We start from the raw sequence: 21,391 nt of genomic DNA, 5'->3' as shown, positions 1-21,391 counted from the left end.
GCGCGGCACCGACTCGTGCCCGTACGGGTTTGCGGCGTCGCATTCCTCCTGAAGTTCGCCCCCGCGTCGTCTGCGTCGAGGCTCGTTCCTGCCGCCGCTTCGCGCGACCGCGACGGTTGCGCCGCAACAAACAGCTCTTTATACGAAAAGACCGCGGGTATCCGCGGTCTTTTCGTCGCATCGGAGCTTTCGGATCGGAAGAAGGCGATGCGGAGATGCTGATTCGAGAGGGGCGCGCCGCCAGGGAGGGGGAGGCGGCGCGCTCGAAAGGGGTGCCGAGCGGCGTGGCGAAGGGCCGCACCGCTCGATCGCGTGAAAGCGTTCAGGCGCCGGTTAGGCGATTTCGCCTGCGACGGTGTCGGCCATGATGAAGCCGTAGTTCATGGCTGCGTCGAAGCCCATGGCGTACTGCTTGCCGTCCTTCTCCTCGATGGAGCCGCAGACGTCGCCGGCGGCGTAGAGGCCAGGGATGACCGTGCCGTCTTCCTTGGTCACGTGGCAGGTGGTGTCGATCGTCAGACCGCCCGTGGTCAGGTAGAAGGTCGGCTCGACGCCGCAGACCCAGATGCCGTCGTGGGTGTCGAGGTAGGGAAGCTTGGAGCGCTTCCACTCGTCCTCTTCGCCCGCCAGCGCATGCTGGTTGTGCTTCTCGAGGGTGGCTGCCAGGTTCGAGCAGCCCGTGGCCTCGGCGGCCTCTTCGACGGTGTCGTAGTGCACCATGTCGCCGCGCTCGAAGACGGCCTTATAGGTGTCGAAGCCCCAGGTGAGGTTGTTCATCGTGGTCACGGCGCCGGATTCGTCGGTGATCCAGAAGAACTTGCCGCCGTTGGCCTCCTCGTCGAGCAGCGCGTTGCCGATGACGAAGTGGTTGGCCTTCATGACGTTGCCGAACTGGTCGCCGTGGGCGTTCACCATGATGCCCGGGGTGGTCTGGTACATGAAGGCGATCTCCATGCGGGAGCCTGCCTGCGAGGTGGTGGACATGTAGGCGCCCAGCTCGCGGCCCATGCACTCGATGCCTGCGCCGACCTTCTGGCCGAGCACGATGCCGTCGCCCGTGGATGCGGGGCAGCAGTTGAAGGAGCGGCCGGCGTACTGCGGATAGTACTGGTCGACCATTTCCTGGTTGGCGCCGAAGCCGCCGGAGGCCAGCAGGACGGCCTTGGCGTTGGCGGTGTAGACGGAGCCGTCCTTGCCCTCTGCCACGAGGCCGGTCGCGCGGTCGCCGTCCATGACGATGTCGACGACCTTCGCGCCGTAGACGATGGTGCCGCCCAGAGCGCCCACGCGGTCGGCGAGGTACTGCATGGCCTGGCCGCAGCCGCCCTCATAGCAGCCGGGGGCCAGGTACGGGGTGATGCCGTAGGCCTTGTTCACGCCCATGCTGTAGAAGCCGATGCCGATGCCGTGCATCCAGTCGACCAGCGGACCCGAGGTGTCGTACATGGCGTGGTCGTAGGGCATCGCGCCGTTGAAGCGGTCGAACTCGGGGTTCACGTACTTGGACAGAACGGCCATCATGGCGTCCTTGTTGTAGTTCGGGTTGTCGTCGAAGCGGCCCTGGGAGTAGGTCTCCTGCAGCTTGCTGCCCGCGCTGGCGACGCCGGAATAGGTCATGGACATGGAGCCGCCGGGGATGTCCTGCTTCTCGAACAGGGTGACCTTCACGCCCTTCTCGAGCAGACGGGCTGCGGCGACCAGGCCTGCGGTGCCCGCGCCCATGATGACCACGTCGGTGTCGATGGTCTGCTCGGTGCCGCCGGTCAGCTGCTCGGGGCCCTTCTGGAATTCGCTGGAATCGACGCCTGCGTTCTCGAGGCACTCGAGCGCGGCGTTCTTGATGGCGTTGCAGGTGGTGGTGGCGCCGGAGATGGCGTCGATGTCGAGGTTCTGGGTCTCGAGGACCTTCGCGGGCCACATGGTGGCGGCCAGGCTGCCGATGCCCGGGGTCTCGTCGTGGTTGAGGACCTGCAGGTTGGCGATGGCGCCGTCCTTGACGGTGGTCTCGACGAACACGAAGTTCTCGTGGCCCATGGCCTTGGCGACGTACTTGCCGTCGGTGGCCTCGTCCATCTTCTTATACGCGGTCTCGTTCGGGGTCTTGGCGGCAGCGGAAGCGGCCTCTTCGGTCGCGCTCTTCTCGGCCGGGGCGGCAGGCGCGCAGCCCACGCCCATCGTTGCAACGGCGCCCAGTGCGCCGACGACGCCGGCGCCCTTCAGGAAATCGCGACGATTCAGATCCATAGTCATTTCTCTCCTCCTTGGTTCCTCCCGTTTCGGTGCGAAGAAGCGTGCGCGCGGCCGTACGGCGCAAGGCGCGTTCGGCCGGCCCGCGCATGATGCGCGCCGCCGTCGGGCGGCATGGCCGCGTCGCGAAGGAGGGGCTTCGTGACGAACGCGTCTGCAGGCTTCGCAAGCACCGAAGACGCCATCGACCTTACGCGCCTGCGCTGCCGATGTCCTCACCGAGTATCGGTGAAGTTTGGAAAATGCCTGGTGAAGTTGATGTTTTGCAACTCGATCGGTGATACGCTGGGCGATGGCTGCGCTGCGTCCTGCAGGCGTCTGCGCGCGCCTTCGAGCGCGTCGCGCATCGTGCGCAAGGCCGCGCCAACGCCGCTGCGTCCGCCCGGCCCGGCCGCCTCCGACGCTTTTCGTCGGCCCGTTTGTCCGCGGCGTCTGTGGCGCATCGGACGGGCGATCCATATCGGCGCGCTGTGATTTCGCGGCAAGGAAAAACGCTCCCTCGTGCGCGCCCGCGTGCCCGAGGGATATACTGTGCCGAGCTACTCAGGGGGAGGGTATCCATATGCGCGTTTTTGCTCCGAATGTCGGGGCCGTTTCTGCATGCGGCTTCGGATTGTCGAAGGCGGCCACGTCTATCGGCTATCTGTCCGCCATGGGATCGGTCGCGCACAATATAGGTTTCGTGACCGAGCTGTGGTTCATGCTGGCAAGCGAAGCGGTGTCGCTCGTGCTCGCCGCCGTGGTGGGCGTGCTCGCCGCGCGCGGCCGCATCCGTCCGCGTTCCATTCCGCAGTGGCAGGCGCTTCTGGTGTTTCTCGCCGGCTTCTGCCTGAGCTTCACGGGCGTGCTCGCGAGTCTGCCCGCCGCGGCGTCGGCCGCGGTGCTCGGCGTGACGTACGGCGTCTCGTCGTTTCTTCTGTGCGTGACGTGGCTCGAGGAATTCGCCTATCAGGAGCCGCGCGAGTCGCATAAGAACATGGTGGCGGGCTTATGCATCCAGATGGTCGTGGTGGCGCTCACGTCGCTTCTGCCGACGTTTCTGGTGCCGGTCAGCGCGATGGCTTCGGCGGTCGTGTCCTGCCTGTGCTATATGCACGTCGACCTGCTCGCGTCGGGCGCGCTCGATGCCGAGGGGAAGGGGTCTTCGAATCGTCCCGCGCCGTCGGTTTCCGAAACCTTCGAGCCCGTGACGGCGCGTGCGTTCGTGGCCAAATACGGCGCGTCGTTCGCCTGCCTGTTCGTGCTCGTGGGCGTGGTGGGCATCTTGCATACGTCGGTTCTCGGGTCGTCGTTCGAGCACATCGTCGGCGGCGTATCCATGTGGATCCCGCTCGCGGCGGCGACGCTCGTCACCGTGGCCGCGGCGTTGGTGGCGCTGCGCCTGCCCGACCCTACGTCGGTGTACAAGGCGGTTCTGCCCGTCATGCTGGTGCTGCTGTCGCTGCTGCCGTTCATGGGAGAGCTGCTCGGCCCGTTCGCCGGCACCGTCATGATCGCCTGCTACGACGTGTGCGGCATGCTGTTCCTGTTCTTCATCGTCGACGCGGCGCACTGCCATCGCCAGCAAAGCTATCTGCTCTCGAGCGTCTACATGGGCGGCTCGAACGGATTTCTCGCGCTGGGCCTGGGCATCGGCCTGCTGTTGAACTACTTGAGCGGCGACTATGACATCTCGCTCATGACGCTGCTTGCGTTCGTTGCCATCTATCCGCTGTGCATCGCCTTCGTGGTGGTCATGCGTCGCAGCCTGCAGGGTATGAGGCGTACGGTGCAGGCGCAGTCGGGCGGCGTGCAAGGCGCCGTCCCCGAAATTTCGGCTCCGTCCGCGCCCGCCGCGCCGCAGGCGGCTCCCGCTTCGCGCGAGGATGCCTCCCGCCTCGAGGGCGCCCCCGCTTCGCCCGCACCGCTCGAGCCCGATTGGGAGGCCGCGCTGCAAGCCTTCGCCGCGCGCTACCGGCTTACCAAGCGCGAGACCGAGATCTGTTCGTATCTGGTGCGCGGCCGTTCGGCCAAGCGCATCGCCGAAGAGCTGGTCATATCTGAGAACACCGTATGGACGCATACGAAGAACGTCTATGCGAAGACGAAGGTGTCGGGCAAAGACGACCTGATCAATCTGTTCGAGTGCGAAGCGCTCGGCGGCGGAGCCTCGTAGCGTCGCGGCGCCCGAGAGCCCGGCGCATCCCCGTTAGAATCGTGTCGAAAGGACCTTGCTATGAAACGACTGACTTCCCGCGCGCAGGACGGAACGGCGTCCGTCGAACCGGAGCGCATGAACGAGGCGCTCGACCGCCTGGCGGCATACGAGGACATGCATGACGACCTGGTGGCGCGTCTTGCCGATCTGGAAGAGACGATCGCCGAGCGCAAGGCCGCAGGCACGCTGAACGCCTCGACCGGCAATCAGCTCATTGCGCAGAAGGTAGCGCTCAAGACCACAATCGGCATGTTCGACATCTACGGGATCGAATAAGGCCCGTCCGCGCCGCCGTTGCGAAGCGTTGCGGCGGCGCGGGTATAATCGAGCGAAGGTTTACGACGGCCGCCGCATCCCGCGGCGGCCGCTTCTTATGAACGGGGAATTGCCATGGAGAAGAGATACGTCCTAGCGCTCGACCAGGGCACCACGTCGTCGCGCGCCATCGTCTTCGATCGCCGCGGCCGCATCCGCGGATCGGCGCAGCATCCGTTCCGCCAGGTCTATCCGCAGCCCGGCTGGGTCGAGCACGATCCACGCGAAATAGCGTCGTCGCAGCTCGGCGTTATGGTGGAGGCCATGGTGTCGAGCGGCGTGTCGCCCGACGAAATCGACTCGATCGGCATCACCAACCAGCGCGAGACCACGGTGGTCTGGAACAAGAAGACGGGCGAGCCTTTGTGCAACGCCATCGTGTGGCAGTGCCGCCGCACGGCCGCCATGATCGACGAGCTGTGCGGGCATCCCGACGTGGCGGCCATGGTGCGCGCCAAGACGGGCCTCGTTCCCGACGCGTATTTCTCCGCCAGCAAGATGCGTTGGATTTTGGACAACGTGGAAGGCGCGCGCGAGCTGGCGGATGCGGGCGAGCTGGCCTTCGGCACGGTGGACTCGTGGCTTGTCTGGTGCCTGACGGCGGGCGCCGTGCATGCGACCGACGTGACCAATGCGAGCCGCACGATGCTTTTCGACATCCACGAAGGCCGCTGGGACGCCGAACTGCTCGAATTGTTCGGCGTGCCCGCCTCGACGCTGCCCGACGTGCGTCCGTCCTCGGCCGACTACGGCGTCACGGCCTATCCGGGCTTGCCCGCGGGCATTCCCATCCGCGGCGTGGCGGGCGACCAGCAGGCCGCCTTGTTCGGCCAATGCTGCTTCAGCGCGGGCCGAGCGAAGAATACGTACGGCACGGGATGCTTTCTGCTCATGCACACGGGCGAACGCGCCGTGGAATCGGCGCACGGCCTGGTGACCACCATCGCCGCCAGCGCTCCTGGCGCGCAGGGGATCGAATACGCCCTCGAGGGCAGCGTGTTCGTAGCGGGCGCCCTCATCCAGTGGCTGCGCGACGAGTTGGACATCATCGGCAGCGCCGCCGAAAGCGAGGCGCTTGCGGCGAGCGTGCAGGATACGGCGGGCGTCTACGTGGTGCCCGCGTTCACGGGTCTGGGAGCGCCGTATTGGGATGCGCAGGCTCGCGGCGCCATTTTCGGCCTGACGCGCGGGGCGACGCGCGCCCATGTGGTGCGTGCGGCGCTCGAATCGCTGGCGTTTCAGGTGGCCGACGTGGCGCGCACCATGGAGCAGGACGCGGGTATCGTCATCGACCAGCTCAACGTGGACGGCGGCGCTTCGGCCAACGACCTGCTCATGCAGATGCAGTCCGACATTCTGAACGCCCAGATCAACCGCCCTGTGGTCATCGAGAGCACCGCGCTCGGCGCGGCGTTTCTGGCGGGGCTGAACACCGGATTCTGGGAGAGTCTGCAAGAAATCAGGGCCATGCGCGAACCGGACGAGCATTTTCTTCCCGCGATGGACGAGGCGACGCGCGAAGAGCGTATGGCGGGCTGGCACGACGCCGTGCGCCGCGTGCTGACCGATTAGCGCCGGTCCGAACGGGCGGGGGAGCGTCGCGTTTTCGCCGGCCGTCGGGCCAGGGCGTCGTTCGGCCTCCGCTCGGCCGCGGTTATTTCGTGTTCGATGGGTCATGGGGCCTGAAGCGGGAGTGCGGTTGCTATTATGGGTTCGTTGACGGAGACGGGGCGCGGCCCCGAGGTGAAAAGGAGCGGCGGGCGCATCCGTCGTCGCGAAAGGAACAGACAGCTATGATCATCTCCATCGCAAGCGATCACGCGGGCTTCGATCAGAAGCAGGCGCTGGCCGAGTATCTCAAGGGCGAAGGCCACGACGTGATCGACCGCGGCCCCGAAAACGACGATCGCGTCGATTACCCCGATTACGCCGAGGCCGTGGCCCACGACGTCTCCGATGGAACCGCCGACCGCGGCGTGCTCGTGTGCGGCACCGGCATCGGCATGGCGCTCGCCGCCGACAAGGTGGTGGGCTGTCGCGCCGCCAACGTCATCAACGTGCAGTTCGCCGAGCTGTGCCGCCAGCACAACGACGCCAACATCATCACGCTCTCCGGCCGTTTCGTCGAGCTCGAGGAGAACAAGAAGATCGTCGACGCTTTCCTCGCCACGAAGTTCGAGGGCGGCCGCCATGCCATGCGCGTGGCCAAGATCATGAAGCTCGACGCCAAGGGCGGCGCCGTGATCGGAGCCGACGGCAACGTCCGTCGCGGATAAAGAAGGAATGGAAATCGGTCGCTTCGGCGGCCGATTTTTTACATTCTCGTTTCAGGCGTGCTAAAACCGACCGCAAGACCGCTTCTTCGGATGCCGCGTCTTTCGTCGGTGGTAGGATGAACCGACCCAGTCATGCTCGGGGCCGAATGCACGGCTCCGACGAACGAAAGAAAGGACGCTCCTATGCCTTTTGCCTATCTGGACAATGACCCGCAAGTCGCCGCCGCTGTTTCCGCGGAGCTCTCTCGCCAGCGTGATTCCATCGAGCTGATCGCGTCAGAGAACTTCACGAGTCCGGCCGTGATGGAGGCCATGGGCAGCGTTCTTACTAATAAATATGCAGAAGGCTACCCGGGCAAGCGCTATTACGGCGGCTGCGAGAAGGTCGACGTGGTGGAAGAGCTAGCCCGCGAGCGCGCCAAGGAGCTCTTCGGCGCCAAGTTCGCCAACGTGCAGCCCCACAGCGGCGCCAACGCCAACCTGGCGGCCTACTTCGCGCTGATCGAGCCGGGCGATACCGTTTTGGGCATGAGCCTCGACAACGGCGGCCATCTCACGCACGGCTCGCCCGTCAACTTCAGCGGCCGTCTGTACGACTTCCACGGCTACGGCCTGACTGAAGACGAGACGATCGATTACGACGCCATCGACCGCATGGCATCCGAGCTCAAGCCGAAGCTGATCGTCGGCGGCGCGTCCGCGTATCCCCGCACGATCGATTTCGAGCGCATGGCCGACATCGCCCATGCCCACGGCGCGTACTTCATGGTGGACATGGCCCATATCGCCGGCCTCGTTGCCACGGGTGCTCATCCCAGCCCCGTGCCGTACGCCGATGTGGTCACCACCACTACGCACAAGACCCTGCGCGGCCCGCGCGGCGGCCTGATCCTGTGCAACGACGAGGCGCTTGCGAAAAAGATCGACAAGGCGGTGTTCCCTGGCAGCCAGGGCGGCCCGCTCATGCACGTGATCGCCGGCAAGGCCGTCGCCTTCGGCGAGGCGCTGCAGCCTGAATTCAAGGAATACATCGACAAAGTCGTGGCCAACTGCGCCGCCATGGCCGAGGGCCTCATCGCCGGCGGCCTGCGCCTGGTGTCGGGCGGCACCGACAACCACCTGTGCCTGGTCGACCTGACGCCCGCCGACGTGACGGGCAAAGACGCCGAGAAGCTGCTCGAAAGCGTGGGTATCACGGTGAACAAGAACTCGATTCCCAACGAGCCCCGCTCTCCGTTCGTCACGAGCGGCATCCGCGTCGGTTCCGCCGCCGCCACTACGCGCGGCCTCGACGCGGCCGATTTCCGCCGTGTGGGCGAGCTGATCGCAGCCACGGTGTTCGCCGCCGGCGACGAGGCCGAGATGGCCGCGATCGCCCAGGACGTCCGCGCGATCCTGGATGCGCATCCGCTGTATCCGCAGTATGATTTCTAAGGCATCTTGATGTAAGAATGCGCGAACGGCGGGGCCGGGCATCGCACCGTGCCCCGCCGTCGTGTGCTTCGGGCATTGAGGCCCGAGGCGAAGAGATAGACGAAAGGGAGCACGGCCTTCCGTGCTTTCGATACGAGGAGGAACGATGGCTTTCGAGAACAATGACCGCGTCATCGTGGTCGACCATCCCATGGTCCAGCATAAGCTGGCCATCCTGCGCGACAAGACCACGTCGTCGAAGCAGTTCCGCGAACTGGTGCGCGAGCTCGCCATGTTCGAGGCCTACGAGGCCACGCGCGACCTGCCGCTTGAGGAAGTCGTGGTAGAGACCCCGGTGGCGGAAGCCACGTGCAGCATCATCAAGGGCCGCAAGATGGCGATCGTGCCGATCCTGCGTGCGGGCCTCGGCATGGTCGAAGGCGTGCTCGATCTCATTCCCGCCGCCCGCGTGGGCCATCTGGGCATGTATCGCGACGAAGAGACGCACATCCCCCACGAGTACTATGCCAAGATGCCCGAAGATATCGCCGAGCGCGACGTCTTGGTGGTCGACCCCATGCTCGCGACGGGCGGAAGCCTCGTGGCCGCGATCGAGTATCTGCGCAAGCAGGGCGTGAAAAACCTCAAGCTCATGGTGCTCGTCGCCGCCCCCGAGGGCGTGAAGACGGTCCTCGAGGCCGATCCCGACGTGGTGCTCTACACCTGCGCCGTGGACGAGCGCCTCAACGACGCCGCCTATATCGTTCCCGGCCTGGGCGACGCGGGCGACCGCATTTTCGGCACCAAATAGGGTTTCGCCTCGCCGGGCGAAGGGCCAGAATCGGTTCCGTGCCGCTTTCGAGGCGCGGAGTTTCTCTGCGAGGGGGTGAGAACCCCCTCGCATGTTTTCCGGTAGGCGCTCCGCGCGATCCGGTATTCCGACGCATCGCCGAAAACGCGTCGGACGCGTGCTTTATTCGAGCAACGTTTCATCTATAATGCGCTGCGTCGCATCCGCCCGATAAGGAGTCTGTTTTGGCAACGCGTCACATCGAGCGTCCTTCGTGGGACGAGTACTTCATCCATCTCGCATTCGAGGTATCGAAGCGCTCGACCTGCCTGCGCCGCGCGGTGGGGGCGGTCATCGTGAAGGAGCGCCGCATCCTGGCAACGGGATACAACGGGGTTCCCTCGGGTCTGCGCCACTGCGAGGAAACGGGATGCTTGCGCGAGCAGCTCGGCATTCCTTCGGGACAGCGTCACGAAATCTGCCGCGGCCTTCACGCCGAGCAGAACGCGATCATCCAGGCCGCGCGCTACGGCATCGATATCGAAGGCTCTTCTATTTATATAACCACGGAGCCCTGTTCGGTCTGCGCCAAGATGCTCATCAATGCCGGAATCAAGGAGGTGGTTTTTTCTGCTCCTTACCCCGATAAGCTTTCGCAAGAGCTTCTATCGGAGACGGACATACTTATCCGCAGAGTTGAGGAATCTGTATAAAAGACGCATAAATATCACCCCATTTGCGCGATTTTTTCGACTTTTCTTCACGCAATACGGAACAGGTGCGTATTTTTTGCTAGAGTGATCATCGATTTCGCTGTATTCGAGACATTTGCCAAGAAAGAATAGAAGGAGAGTGACCAGCGCGATATGCTCATTATACTGGGAGTATTGACCGGAATCCTTGGATTCCTGCCCCTGTTCCTTTCGTTGAGACTATCTCGCCGTTCTACTTCCACTCAGGCTCTTACAGTTGGATTGTACGGCCTTGCGGGCGTCGCCATTTCATTGGTTGTTTTGATCGCGGGCCTTCTTGCCTGTGCCATGCTCGCGCGTGACGGACTTGTTTCTTTCGTCATCGCCGAAGGCGTTGTCTTTCTGGGCAGTACCATCGTCTACTTCGTTTACAAAAACGCGCTCGCCAAGCGCAAGCGTGTCGAATAGGGAACCATTAAGGAAGGAATCTCATGGGCGAAGCTCTTAATCAGTTCGTCTCAGAGGCCCAAGGCCTCGCGGCGCACTTCGAACCCCACACGGTGTTCAGCATCGGCGGCTGGGACGTCACCCAGTATGTGGTCTGGCTGTTCATCGCGCTTGCGGTCACGTTCGCGGTCGTATTGATTTCCGCGAAAAAGCTGCAGCTCGTTCCCACCAACAAGTTCTTCAACACGGTGGAATACGGCTATGAGTTCGTGAACAAGAGCATTGCCGAAGATGTTATCGGCAATGGCTTCAAGCAGCATGTTCCCTTTTTGGCCACGATGTTCTTCTTCATCTTGATTTGCAACATCCTTGGCTTGATTCCCGGCTTCAAAACCGCCACGGGCGCTATTTCTTGCACTTGGGCTCTTGCGGCTATTTCGTTCGTGTATTTCAACTATTACGGCTTGAAGAAATTCGGCTTTATCGGTTACTTCAAGAACCTTTGTCCGAGCGGCGTTCCCGGCCCCATGATTCCTGTCATCTGGTTCCTGGAGCTGTTCTCCATGGTCATTCGCGTTCTTACGCTGGCCGTGCGACTTTACGGCAACATGCTCGCCGGCCACATGATGCTCGCCATTTTCGGCATCGCTACCACTTGCTTTATCCAGCAGGCGCTGTTCGCAGGCTCTATGGACCTGATCGCGGGCTTGCCCTCCATCGCATGGTTCGTGCTCCTGGTCTTGATGTACGCCATGGAGTGCCTGGTCGCTTTCATCCAGGCATTCGTGTTCGCGATTCTCTCGGCGTCCTACATCAACACCGCCACCCATGCGCACTAGTATCGGAGCGTAGGGCTACCGTCCGTCGCACGTTACGCGGCATTGAACTCGGTGTCGCAGCTGCACCTTTCAGCTGACAAATATAGGTAAGAAACCCCGATTAGAAAAAGGCATGGGGTTCGACAAAGGAGGAAACTGTGGAAATCACTGTCGCACTCGCCGCACTGAAGGTCGTCGGCTACGGCCTGGCCGCTATCGGCCCTGGCATCGGCATTGGTATCGCTACCTACGGTCTGTGCGTCGCTGCTGCTCGCCAGCCTGAGATGAAGGGTCAGCTCATGGGCTACTTCTTCATCGGTGCCGCTATGTCCGAGGCTCTGGCACTGCTCGGCTTGGTTCTGTTCTTCATCGGTTAATCGATTCGATTTACTGCATGATTTTCACGAGAGAAGAACAGGAGGCAAGCGAGTTGAAAGCGTACTCACCCAAGGCTGGAAAAATCGGCGCCGTGGTCGTTTCCGCGTCTGCAGCCGCTCTTTGCAGCCCCGCGTATGCATTCGCTTCTGAGGGCGGTGGCGTCGAGGCCATTCTGCCCAAGATGAATGAATTCATCCCCATGCTCGTCGCCTTCATTATTCTGTGGGTCGTTCTTGCGAAGTTCGGCTGGCCTGTGTTCGATCGCATGCTCGAGAAGCGCGCGAACACTATTCGCGATGATTTGAAGAATGCCGAAGACGCCCGCCTGGAAAGCGAGCGCTTGCTTGAAGAGTACAAGCAGCAGCTCGCCGAGGCCAAGGCCGAGGCTTCCCGTATCGTCGCCGACGCCAAGAAGACCGGCGAAGACGTGAAGGCCGACATCACGGCTAAGGCGCATCAGGAAGCTGCCGACATGATCGATAAAGCCCACGCGGCTATCGAGGCTGAGAAGAAGGCCGCCGTTTCCGAGCTGCAGAGCTCCGTCGCCGACCTCTCGGTCGCCGTCGCTGGCAAGCTCATCGGCAATGACCTGTCTGACGAACAGCACCGTGCTATGATCAAGCGCTATGTCGAAGAGGCAGGTAGCTTCAATGCCAACTAACCGTCTGCTTGCAAAAGAAGAAGTCGCCACCTATGTGAACTTGCTTCTCGAGGCCGCCATGAATGAAGGCGGACAAGAGCGTGTTTTCGACGTGCGCGATCAGCTGGAAACCGTGCTTCGCATCTATCGCGGCAATGCCGATTTGCGAGACGCATTGGTCAATCCGGCGTATTCCCCTGAGCAGCGTGGACGTTTGGCCGCTAACGTGTTCGAGGGAGTAGACCCCTTGGTCAACAGCGTGATCGCCGTTATGGCGGAGCGTGGCAACCTCGGCAAGCTCTCTGCGGTGGTCTCTTCTTTCAACGAGACCTCTGAAGAGAAGCTGGGCGTTTGCGTCGTCGATGTGACCACGGTGGTCTCTCTCGACGACGAGCTTCGCACGGTCATCACCGACAAGCTTTCCAAGGATTTGGGCAAGAACGTCGTGTTGCGCGAGCATATCGACAAGTCCATCTTGGGCGGCATTATCATGAGTACCCACGGAAAACGCATCGACGCGAGCGTCGCCTCCCAATTGGAGCGAACTCGCAACGTGCTTACGGAATCTAACGATGGAGGTGAATGCTAGTGACAGAAATCACCGCAAAGTCTATCGACGAAGCATTGCGCAAGCAGCTGGAGTCGCTCGAAACCAGCGTCGATGCCCGTGAGGTCGGTACGGTCGTCCAGGTCGGCGACGGTATCGCTCGCGTCGATGGGTTGAAGGGCGCCATGGCAGGCGAGCTTCTGGAATTCCTCGGTGAGGGCGGCAAGACCGTGTACGGTCTGGCTCAGAACCTCGAGGAAGACGAAGTCGGCGCCGTGCTCCTCGGCGATGTCACCGCAATTCGAGAAAACGATCAGGTTCGCACTACCGGCAAGATCATGGAAGTGCCTTCGGGCAAGGGTCTGCTCGGTCGTGTCGTGAACCCGCTGGGCATGCCGATCGATGGCAAGGGTCCGATCAAGGCCGAGGGCACGCGCCCCGTCGAGTTCAAGGCCCCTGGCGTCATCAGCCGCAAGCCCGTTCATGAGCCCATGCAGACCGGCATCATCGCCGTCGACGCTATGGTGCCTATCGGACGCGGTCAGCGTGAGCTGATCATCGGCGACCGCCAGACCGGCAAGACCGCTATTGCGATCGACGCCATCATCAACCAGAAGAACACCGACATCATCTGCATCTACGTTGCCGTCGGCCAGAAGGCTTCCACGGTGGCGGGCGTTATGGAAACGCTCGAGAAGCACGGCGTCATGGACAAGACCATCATCGTCGCTGCGAACGCTTCCGATAGCGCCCCGCTGCAGTACATCGCTCCGATGGCCGGTGCCGCAATGGGCGAGTACTTCGTCTACACCGGCGAAGACGGACAGCCCGCAGGCCCCGAGAACCACGGCCGCCACGTGCTGATCATTTACGACGACCTGTCCAAGCAGGCTGTCGCATACCGTCAGATGTCTTTGACCCTGCGTCGTCCGCCGGGACGCGAGGCTTACCCTGGCGACATCTTCTACCTGCACTCTCGCCTGCTCGAGCGCGCAGTGAAGATGTCCGACGAGTACGGTTGCGGCTCCATGACGGCTCTGCCGATCATCGAGACGCAGGCAGGCGACGTTTCGGCTTACATTCCGACCAACGTCATCTCCATTACCGACGGTCAGATCTTCCTGGTCACCGACCTGTTCTATCAGGGCCAGCGTCCCGCAATCGACGTCGGCATCTCGGTTTCCCGAGTCGGTGGTTCTGCGCAGACCAAGGCTGTCAAGTCCGTTTCCGGTACGCTGCGTCTCGACCTTGCCGCTTATCGTGAGCTCCAGGCGTTCACCCAGTTCGGTTCCGACCTGGACAAATCCACGCAGGACCAGCTCAATCGCGGCGCTCGTATGACGGAGCTGCTCAAGCAGAACCGTTATAATCCGCTGGCGTTCGAGGAAGAGGCCGTCGCCGTCTACTGCGGCGGTAAGGGCTTCCTGGACGATATCGATGTCAAAGACGTCGTTCGTTTCCGTGACGAGCTCATCGTCTACCTGCGCGCGAGCCATGCAGACGTGCTGAAGAAGATCCGCGAGGATGCGAAGTTCACGCCTGAAAGCGAAGAGGGCCTCAAAGCGGCCATCGACGCCTTCAAGAAGCAATTCGCGGCGTAAAGGAAGGCCTGAATATGCCTAACCTGCACGACATTGAAAAGCGCATCAAGTCGGTTTCTTCGACCAAGCAGATCACGCGTACCATGGAGATGGTTGCAGGCGCCAAGGTGAAATACGCCACCGAGCGTATCGCCGTCGCGACGCCTTATGCCGAATCCATGACCGAGATGCTGCAAGGCGTCGCCGCACGCGTGCAGGCCAGCGAGAGCCCCTTGCTGGAAAAGCGTTCGGATGTGAAGCGCATGCTGGTTGTGGCCGTGGTCTCCGACCGCGGCCTCGCCGGCGGCTTCAACTCCAACGTCCTGCGTACGGTCGAGAAGCTGATCCGCGCGAAAAAGGCGCAGGGTGTCGAGGTCGATGTTATCGCCTGCGGCAAGAAGGCTATTGGATTTTTCAAGTACCGTAAGATCGAACCGGTGCTTGATTTCAAGGATCTTTCTGCCGACCCTACGCTCGAAGAGGCGAATGCCATCGCCGATTACGCTGTCAAAGCGTATGAAGAAGGCAGTATCGACGAGGTGGTGCTGGTGTACAACCACGCGAAGAACGCCGCCGAACAGGTGCTTCGCGAGGAAGTCATCCTGCCTGTCGATACGCAAGCTGTCATGGCTGCTGCCGCCGATCCGGCGGAAGCTGCAACCGATTCCGTTCCTGCCGGCCTCGAGTTCGAGCCCGAGCCGGCCGAAGTGCTGGCGCGTCTGCTGCCCGCATACCTGCGCACCTCGATCTACCATGCGTTGATCGATTCCGCCGCAGGCGAGCAGTCCGCACGCCGCTCCGCAATGCACTCGGCCACCGAGAACGCGAACGAGATGGTGGAAACGCTGTCGAGGTTGTATAACCGTGTACGTCAAGGTGCCATCACCACTGAGATCTCCGAGATCGTGGGTGGCGCTGCAGCTTTGGAGGATTAAATGGCTGACGAGAAAATGCTTACCAAAGCGGAGCTTGAGGCCAGCAAAGGCGCTACGGGACGCATTGTGCGTATCGTCGGCCCTGTCGTTGACGTCGAGTTCCCTGCGGATCAGCTGCCGGCGATTTATAACGCGCTGACGGTTGATGCCGCTACTCCTGTCGGCGAGATCCACGTCGTCCTGGAAGTCGAAACCATGCTTCCCGGCAACCTCGTGCGTTCCGTCGCCATGAGTTCCACCGACGGCCTGGTGCGTGGCGCCGAGGTCGTCGACACGGGCCATCCCATCATGATGCCCGTCGGTCCCGAGACCCTGGGTCGTATCTGGAACGTCGTCGGCGAGCCCGTCGACGAGAAGCCGATGCCCGAGGTTTCCGGCTACATGCCGATTCATCGTCCTGCCCCCGAGTACGATAGCCTGATCACGAAGACCGAGATTTTCGAGACCGGCATCAAGGCCATCGACCTTATCGAGCCCTTCATCAAGGGCGGTAAGACGGGCCTGTTCGGCGGCGCAGGCGTCGGTAAGACCGTTATCATCCAGGAACTTATCAACAACCTGGCCCAGGAGCACGGCGGCACGTCCGTGTTCACCGGCGTCGGCGAGCGTACCCGCGAGGGTACCGACCTCTACCTGGAGATGAGCGAGTCCGGCGTTATCGAGAAGACCTGTCTGGTCTACGGCCAGATGAACGAGCCGCCGGGAGCGCGTCTGCGCGTCGGTCTGGCCGGTCTGACCGAGGCCGAGTACTTCCGTGACCAGGGTCAGGACGTGTTGTTGTTTGTCGACAACATCTTCCGTTTCACCCAGGCAGGTTCCGAGGTGTCCGCACTGCTCGGCCGTATGCCGTCCGCAGTCGGTTACCAGCCCACGCTCGCTACCGAGATGGGCGACCTGCAGGAGCGCATTACGTCTACCACCACGGGTTCCATCACCTCGGTGCAGGCTGTTTACGTTCCCGCCGACGACTTGACCGACCCCGCGCCGGCCACGACGTTCACCCACCTCGACGCGAAGACGGTTCTTTCCCGTTCCATCGCCGAGCTCGGCATCTACCCGGCTGTCGATCCGCTGGAGTCCACCTCCCGCGCTCTCGAGCCCGCCATCGTGGGCGAGGAGCATTATCGCGTCGCCACCGGCATCCAGGAGCTCCTGCAGAACTACAAGGACCTGCAGGATATCATCGCCATTCTGGGTATGGACGAGCTCTCCGAAGAGCAGAAGCTGACCGTGTCTCGTGCACGTAAGGCCCAGCAGTTCTTCGGCCAGTGCTTCCACGTGGCTACGCAGTTCACCGGCCTGCCCGGCAAGTACGTCAAGATGGAGGACACCGTCCGCTCCTTCGCCGCCATTCTCGACGGCGAGTGCGACGAGATCCCCGAGCAGTGCTTCCGTCTGAAGGGCTCTATCGATGACGTGTACGCCGACTATGAGGCTCTGAAGAAGGCCGAGGCGTAAGATATGGCGAAGTTCACCTGCGATATCGCGACGCCCGTAGCGAAGTGCTACACCGGCGAAGTCCACTACGTTTCGGTGCCTGGCACCGAGGGGGAGATGGGCTTCCTGTCGGGCCATGTGCCCCTGGTCTCCACGCTGAGCGACGGCGTCGTTCGCATTCAGGAAGACGAGGGCGGCTCGTTCAAGGAGTTCGCCGTCGAGGGTGGCTACGTGCAGGTTAGCGGCACGAAGGTCATCATCTTGGCCGACAAGGCCGAACAGCGCTAAGCATCGCGCTCGTGTTTCATGAAGGCGGTCCCACAAGGGGCCGCCTTTTTCTATGCGTCGAAGGCGCCTACGTCGTGAGCGGTTTGGATGCGGCGCTTCTAGGAGCGCGCGACCTGCGCAGCCGTCTGCGAGACGCCGTCTCGCTTGTTCGGAATATGGCGTGTTTTCGATGCGAGGGCAAAATCGTCTTCTCGAAAGCCGATTCTCAATGCCGTCGTGGTATGTTTTACCGGTTGGACATCACGCGCCGTAGTGCGCTCCCTGCACCGCCTCGGCGGTGTGCAGCCGCAGCTCGGCAGCCCGAACGGCTTCGAGTGCGCGCCGTCCGCGCATACGAGAACGAACACGCTCAGGAGATATGCATGAAAACTAGGAACAAGGTCATCGCGACGGGCATGTCGGTCGCTTTGGCGTTCACCATGACGCCTGTGGTGGCCCTTGCCGATGATCAGGCCGCTCAGGAGTCGCTCGATTATGGGGTTTCTGCAGCAGATGCCGCAGCATCGTTCGAGGCGCCGTCCGTCGAAAGCGCAGCTTCGGACTGGATTCCCGTCGGGGGCTATGACAAGGCCGATTTCTATAGCGAGTCCGAAGACGACGAGGTCGCGCTTCTGTCCGATTCCGCACGCGCCGCAAGCGTGTATCCCGTGAAGATCTCGAAGGACATGCTCTATTTCGGCGCGTTCGAGGGCGGCACGTACGACCGCACGTTCAGCTGGGGCGACGGCTATCACGCCCTCGGCTTCTACCAGTTCGACCACCGCTACGGCCTGCAGAACTTCCTGATTGCGTGCTACAACTACAATCCGAAAAAGTACGCGATGTTCAAGCAGTTCCTCGCCATTCCCGCCGCCGAATTCAAGGCCGCCAATGCCATCCGTCAGAAAAACGAGGAAGGCGTCGAAGAGTTCACCGAACTCGGCAAGGCGCTCAACGAAGCCTGGGTTGCCGCCGCGAACGCCGACGGCAAGGGCGTCGCCGTGGCCGACAGCGAGTTCGCGCGCCTGCAGGACGGCTGGGCATACGAAAGCTATTACATGCCTGCTGAGCGTTATCTGGCAAGCCGCGGCATCGATATCTCCGACCGCAACGATGCGGTGAAGGGCTTGTGCTGGGGCATGTCCAACCTGTTCGGCAATACGGGGTGGCGCAAGTTCGTCGGCGGCATTTCCGACGGCTACGATTGGGACGGCATTTATCATTATCTCAGCGAGAAATACGTGTGGCCCGGCGCAGGGCTGCGCGACGACATGTCGGATAGGGAATTCGTCAGCGTGCTGTGCGACTACGTGGTCGATAACGTGGCCGTGTTCTACAAGGGGCAGCCGCAGTACCACAAAGGATGGCAGAATCGCTACAAGCGCGAGAAGGCTCAGTGCCTGGCCATTATCGACCGCACGGGCGATACGCACGAGCCCAAGCCCGAACCTGAGCCCGAGCCGCAGCCGGACCCCCAGCCTCAGCCCGGTCCCGATAACTCCGGTTCCGACGCATGGTATACGCCTTATATCGCAGAGGCGAAGCGCCTCGGTTTGATGCAGGGCTTTCCCGATGGCGATTTCAGGCCCGAAGAACCTGTGACGCGCGCCCAGGTTGCCATGGTGTTTTGCCGCGCCCAAGGCGCCGACACTGGGTCGCGTCCGAGCAATCAGACCCCGTGGGACGATGTCCTTGGCGGGGAATGGTACACGGAGGCCATGAACTGGGCCTATAAGAACAAGATCTTCACGGGCGACAACGGCGGCACGTCCACGGTGCGCCCCGACGATACTATCACGCGCGAGGAGATGGCCAAGGTGGTCGCGTCGTATATGGAGCGCTTCCGCGGCGCGCATGTCGATGCATCGGGTCTGAACTGGCCTAACGGCGCTTCAAATACGCACGATATCGAGAAGCTGTCTTCGTGGGCGGTTCCGTATTTCAAGTGGCTCGCCAACGAGGGCGTCATGGGCGGCATCGTGAATCCGGACGGCAGCGTGTCGCTCGATCCTCAGGGCACTGCGACCCGCGCTATGTTCTGTAAAGTGTCCGTCGACGCCTCCAAGTGGTAGAAAACGTGGACGTTGCGATGTGCGGCGTCATATAGGAAAGATGAAAGCAAAGGACGGCCGCCCTCGAGGCGGCCGTCCTTTGTCGTACGTGCGAGTATTTCGCACGGCGTCGACATCGAGCATGCATCTTTCGGAGTAGCGGCCTCTTCGAAGACATGGGGCGTGAAGGCGTGGTCGGATTCCGCCTCGACGCTTCGTCATGCAGGTGGGCCCGAAGCGTAAAAGGAAGGCCGCCTATAAGGGCGACCTTCCTTTTACGGGGCCTTAGGTTAGGACCCGCAGCATGCGAAAAGGGCCGTCCAAGGAGGGGGCGGCCCTTTTCAAGAGATATTGGCGACCCGCCGTTAAAGGCGAATGGTTGTCGTGCTATGCGCCTACCATGACCTGTGCCACAAGCAGTGCGCCGCCGAACACGAACAGGAAGCCGACCATCGGGAGAACGAACTTCAACCAATGCGTGTACTTCATGTCCAACATGGTCAATGTTGCCATGACCAGACCCGTCGGTGCCAGGTAGAGCATTGCGTACTGGCCCCAGTTGTACGCGGAGACGATGATGGAGCGGTCGATGCCGACGGTGTCGGCGAGGGGCGCAAGGATGGGCATTGCCAGAACGGCCAGGCCCGAAGAGGACGGCACGATGAAGCCGAGCAGGAAGAAGATGACCATCATCATGATGATGAAGACCGCGCCCTCCATGCCGGCGACGGCGTTGGAAGCCCAGTAGAGCAGGGTGTCGGAGATGAAGCCCTCTTCCATGATCAGGTTGACGCCGCGGGCCAGACCGATGATCAGGGAAACGCCGACGAGGCTCGAAGCGCCGTTGATGAAGGCATCGACGACGGTCTTCTCGTCAAGGCCGGTGAGGAAGATGCAGATAATCGCAATGAACAGGAAGGAAGCAGCCATCTGCGGGAACCACCAGTGCAGGTTCACGACGCCGTAGATCATGATGACGAAGGCGGCCACGAACAGCACCAGGATGAGCTTGCGACGCCAGTCGAAAGCGGGAATGGTGGAAGAGTTGGAGTCATGGACGCTGAAGAGCTTGGCGAAGTGCTCGCGATCCTCGTACGTATAAGAGGCCTCGGGGTTCTTCTTGATCTTCTTGCAGTACCAGTACAGGTAGCTCACGACCACGATGGCGCCGACAACGCAGCCGATGACGCGCCATTCGATACCCTCGGTCCAGGCGACGCCTGCGGCGTTGGACGCGATAACGACGGAGAACGGGTTGATCGTGGAGAACGTGGTGCCCATGGAGCCGGCGAGGAAGATAGCGCCGACGCAGACGATGGAGTCATATCCCAAAGCAAGGAATATAGGCACGAGAATCGGGTAGAATGCGACCGCTTCCTCTTCGAGGCCGCAGGTCGTGCCGCCCAGAACCATCAAGACGCTGACGAGGAACACCAAGAGGAACTCGCGACCCTTGGTTTTCTTCGTCAAGGCCACCAGGCCCGATTCGAATGCGCCCGATGCATTGACGACGCCGATCAGGCCGCCCAGGACGAGGATGAAGACCATGATGTCGACGCCGTTGATGGTGCCGTTGACCATGGCGGCCGTTACGTCGAACAGGCCCTTAGGCTGCTGAGGCAGCTCCTCGTAGGTGCCAGGGACAGAGATAGGCTTGGTGATGGAGCCGTCGAGGAACTTCTCGACGTCGACCTTCATGTCCTGCAGCTCGGGGTCGGCGCGGAAGGCCTCTTCGGTTGCGGGAATGGTGCGGACTTCGCCGCTGGGCTCCGTGATCTGGAATTCGGAGCTATCGGGCAGGTAGGCCAGCTTGGAGTAGGCGCCTGCGGGGATGAACCACGTAGCGATAACGGCCAAGATGGTGATCACGAACAAAATCGTGAACGCTGTAGGAACGCTGAATTTCTTCTTTTTCTTCGGCGGTGCGTCCACCGTCGCGGCCGGCTTGGCGGCCGTGGCTTCTGCTGACATTGTGCCTCCTTGCAGTTGTCGTGCCGAATCGTCGAAACGTTTCGGCCTCTCTCTTCTTCTATCGAAAGGCCGCTCTTCCCATGCGGTCCTCGCTAGACATGGAATATTCCTCCAGACATGCCCCGTTCGCTTCGGAGGAATATGGAAAAGGGGCGCAGACCGCATCGGATAGGGGTGGATGCGGTCTGCGGCTTTGCGTGAAGTCGAATACTTGAAGATAGGTTCGGTTCAGATTCGGTTGATTCACGGATAGTCGCTTCTATGGGATGAATATACGCCCGAAACGTATTCTCGGCGATATTTAAGCTGGGTTGGGCAAGGGTTTAATTTGGGTGTAGAATACTAAACGCGTTATTTATGTGCGGTTTCGTCACCGTTGGGGCGCCATTG

19 protein-coding genes are annotated in these 21,391 nt (G+C 61.8%); 17 read left to right on the top strand and 2 right to left on the bottom strand.

The window, feature by feature from the left end; translation table 11 throughout:
• Positions 1-333 precede the first annotated feature (333 nt).
• Positions 334-2,250, bottom strand: a complete 1,917-nt coding sequence (locus tag DMP07_RS03970) for an FAD-dependent oxidoreductase (protein WP_244594847.1) — start codon at positions 2,248-2,250, stop codon at positions 334-336.
• 610 nt (positions 2,251-2,860) lie between these two features.
• On the opposite strand from DMP07_RS03970, the gene DMP07_RS03960 reads away from it, so the two are divergent.
• The 17 genes from DMP07_RS03960 to DMP07_RS03880 all read left to right on the top strand — a co-directional run bounded on the left by DMP07_RS03960 (position 2,861) and on the right by DMP07_RS03880 (position 19,051).
• On the top strand, positions 2,861-4,402 hold the full coding sequence (locus tag DMP07_RS03960; RefSeq protein ID WP_244594846.1) for a helix-turn-helix transcriptional regulator: 1,542 nt from the start codon (positions 2,861-2,863) through the stop codon (positions 4,400-4,402).
• Positions 4,403-4,462: 60 nt separating this feature from the next.
• A complete protein-coding gene (locus DMP07_RS03955; RefSeq protein WP_123197842.1) occupies positions 4,463-4,720 on the top strand; it encodes a hypothetical protein in 258 nt (85 codons plus the stop codon).
• A gap of 114 nt (positions 4,721-4,834) precedes the next feature.
• A complete protein-coding gene (gene glpK / locus DMP07_RS03950; RefSeq protein WP_123197841.1) occupies positions 4,835-6,331 on the top strand; it encodes a glycerol kinase GlpK in 1,497 nt (498 codons plus the stop codon).
• Between the two features lie 221 nt (positions 6,332-6,552).
• On the top strand, positions 6,553-7,035 hold the full coding sequence (gene rpiB, locus DMP07_RS03945) for a ribose 5-phosphate isomerase B (protein WP_123197840.1): 483 nt from the start codon (positions 6,553-6,555) through the stop codon (positions 7,033-7,035).
• A gap of 183 nt (positions 7,036-7,218) precedes the next feature.
• Entirely contained in the window at positions 7,219-8,469 is a 1,251-nt protein-coding gene (glyA, locus tag DMP07_RS03940) for a serine hydroxymethyltransferase (RefSeq protein ID WP_123197839.1), read from the top strand.
• Between the two features lie 145 nt (positions 8,470-8,614).
• Entirely contained in the window at positions 8,615-9,259 is a 645-nt protein-coding gene (gene upp, locus DMP07_RS03935) for a uracil phosphoribosyltransferase (protein ID WP_123197838.1), read from the top strand.
• A 224-nt stretch (positions 9,260-9,483) separates the two neighbouring features.
• On the top strand, positions 9,484-9,951 hold the full coding sequence (locus DMP07_RS03930) for a deoxycytidylate deaminase (RefSeq protein ID WP_123197837.1): 468 nt from the start codon (positions 9,484-9,486) through the stop codon (positions 9,949-9,951).
• 174 nt (positions 9,952-10,125) lie between these two features.
• Entirely contained in the window at positions 10,126-10,398 is a 273-nt protein-coding gene (locus tag DMP07_RS03925; protein ID WP_244594845.1) for a hypothetical protein, read from the top strand.
• Positions 10,399-10,421: 23 nt separating this feature from the next.
• On the top strand, positions 10,422-11,216 hold the full coding sequence (gene atpB, locus DMP07_RS03920) for a F0F1 ATP synthase subunit A (RefSeq protein WP_123197835.1): 795 nt from the start codon (positions 10,422-10,424) through the stop codon (positions 11,214-11,216).
• A gap of 137 nt (positions 11,217-11,353) precedes the next feature.
• Positions 11,354-11,572, top strand: a complete 219-nt coding sequence (atpE, locus tag DMP07_RS03915; RefSeq protein WP_009139508.1) for an ATP synthase F0 subunit C — start codon at positions 11,354-11,356, stop codon at positions 11,570-11,572.
• Positions 11,573-11,589: 17 nt separating this feature from the next.
• Positions 11,590-12,234 carry a F0F1 ATP synthase subunit B gene (gene atpF, locus DMP07_RS03910; protein ID WP_123197834.1) on the top strand — a complete coding sequence of 215 codons (645 nt, stop codon included), beginning with the start codon at positions 11,590-11,592 and terminating at the stop codon, positions 12,232-12,234.
• Entirely contained in the window at positions 12,224-12,802 is a 579-nt protein-coding gene (gene atpH / locus DMP07_RS03905; protein WP_123197833.1) for an ATP synthase F1 subunit delta, read from the top strand. The genes atpF and atpH overlap by 11 nt, the downstream gene beginning before the upstream one ends.
• A complete protein-coding gene (gene atpA, locus DMP07_RS03900) occupies positions 12,796-14,361 on the top strand; it encodes a F0F1 ATP synthase subunit alpha (RefSeq protein WP_211324501.1) in 1,566 nt (521 codons plus the stop codon). Before atpH ends, atpA begins: the two co-directional genes overlap by 7 nt.
• Before the next feature lie 14 nt (positions 14,362-14,375).
• On the top strand, positions 14,376-15,275 hold the full coding sequence (atpG, locus tag DMP07_RS03895; RefSeq protein ID WP_123197831.1) for an ATP synthase F1 subunit gamma: 900 nt from the start codon (positions 14,376-14,378) through the stop codon (positions 15,273-15,275).
• Complete coding sequence (gene atpD, locus DMP07_RS03890; RefSeq protein WP_123197830.1) at positions 15,276-16,733, top strand: F0F1 ATP synthase subunit beta; 1,458 nt, start codon at positions 15,276-15,278, stop codon at positions 16,731-16,733.
• A gap of 3 nt (positions 16,734-16,736) precedes the next feature.
• Positions 16,737-17,000 carry an ATP synthase F1 subunit epsilon gene (gene atpC, locus DMP07_RS03885; protein ID WP_123197829.1) on the top strand — a complete coding sequence of 88 codons (264 nt, stop codon included), beginning with the start codon at positions 16,737-16,739 and terminating at the stop codon, positions 16,998-17,000.
• A gap of 362 nt (positions 17,001-17,362) precedes the next feature.
• Positions 17,363-19,051 (top strand): S-layer homology domain-containing protein, encoded by a 1,689-nt coding sequence (locus DMP07_RS03880; protein ID WP_161957015.1) that lies wholly within the window; start codon positions 17,363-17,365, stop codon positions 19,049-19,051.
• A gap of 366 nt (positions 19,052-19,417) precedes the next feature.
• Here DMP07_RS03880 and DMP07_RS03875 read toward each other — a convergent pair whose 3' ends face one another.
• Positions 19,418-21,001: a YfcC family protein gene (locus DMP07_RS03875; protein WP_123197827.1), complete on the bottom strand. Its 1,584-nt coding sequence runs from the start codon at positions 20,999-21,001 to the stop codon at positions 19,418-19,420.
• Positions 21,002-21,391 lie beyond the last annotated feature (390 nt).

Origin of the sequence: Slackia faecicanis, assembly GCF_003725295.1 — a bacterium.
Taxonomy (GTDB): Bacteria; Actinomycetota; Coriobacteriia; order Coriobacteriales; family Eggerthellaceae; genus Slackia; species Slackia faecicanis.
The sequence above is the reverse complement of the archived record's forward strand: the minus strand, read 5'-3'. Positions and strand labels throughout refer to the sequence as shown.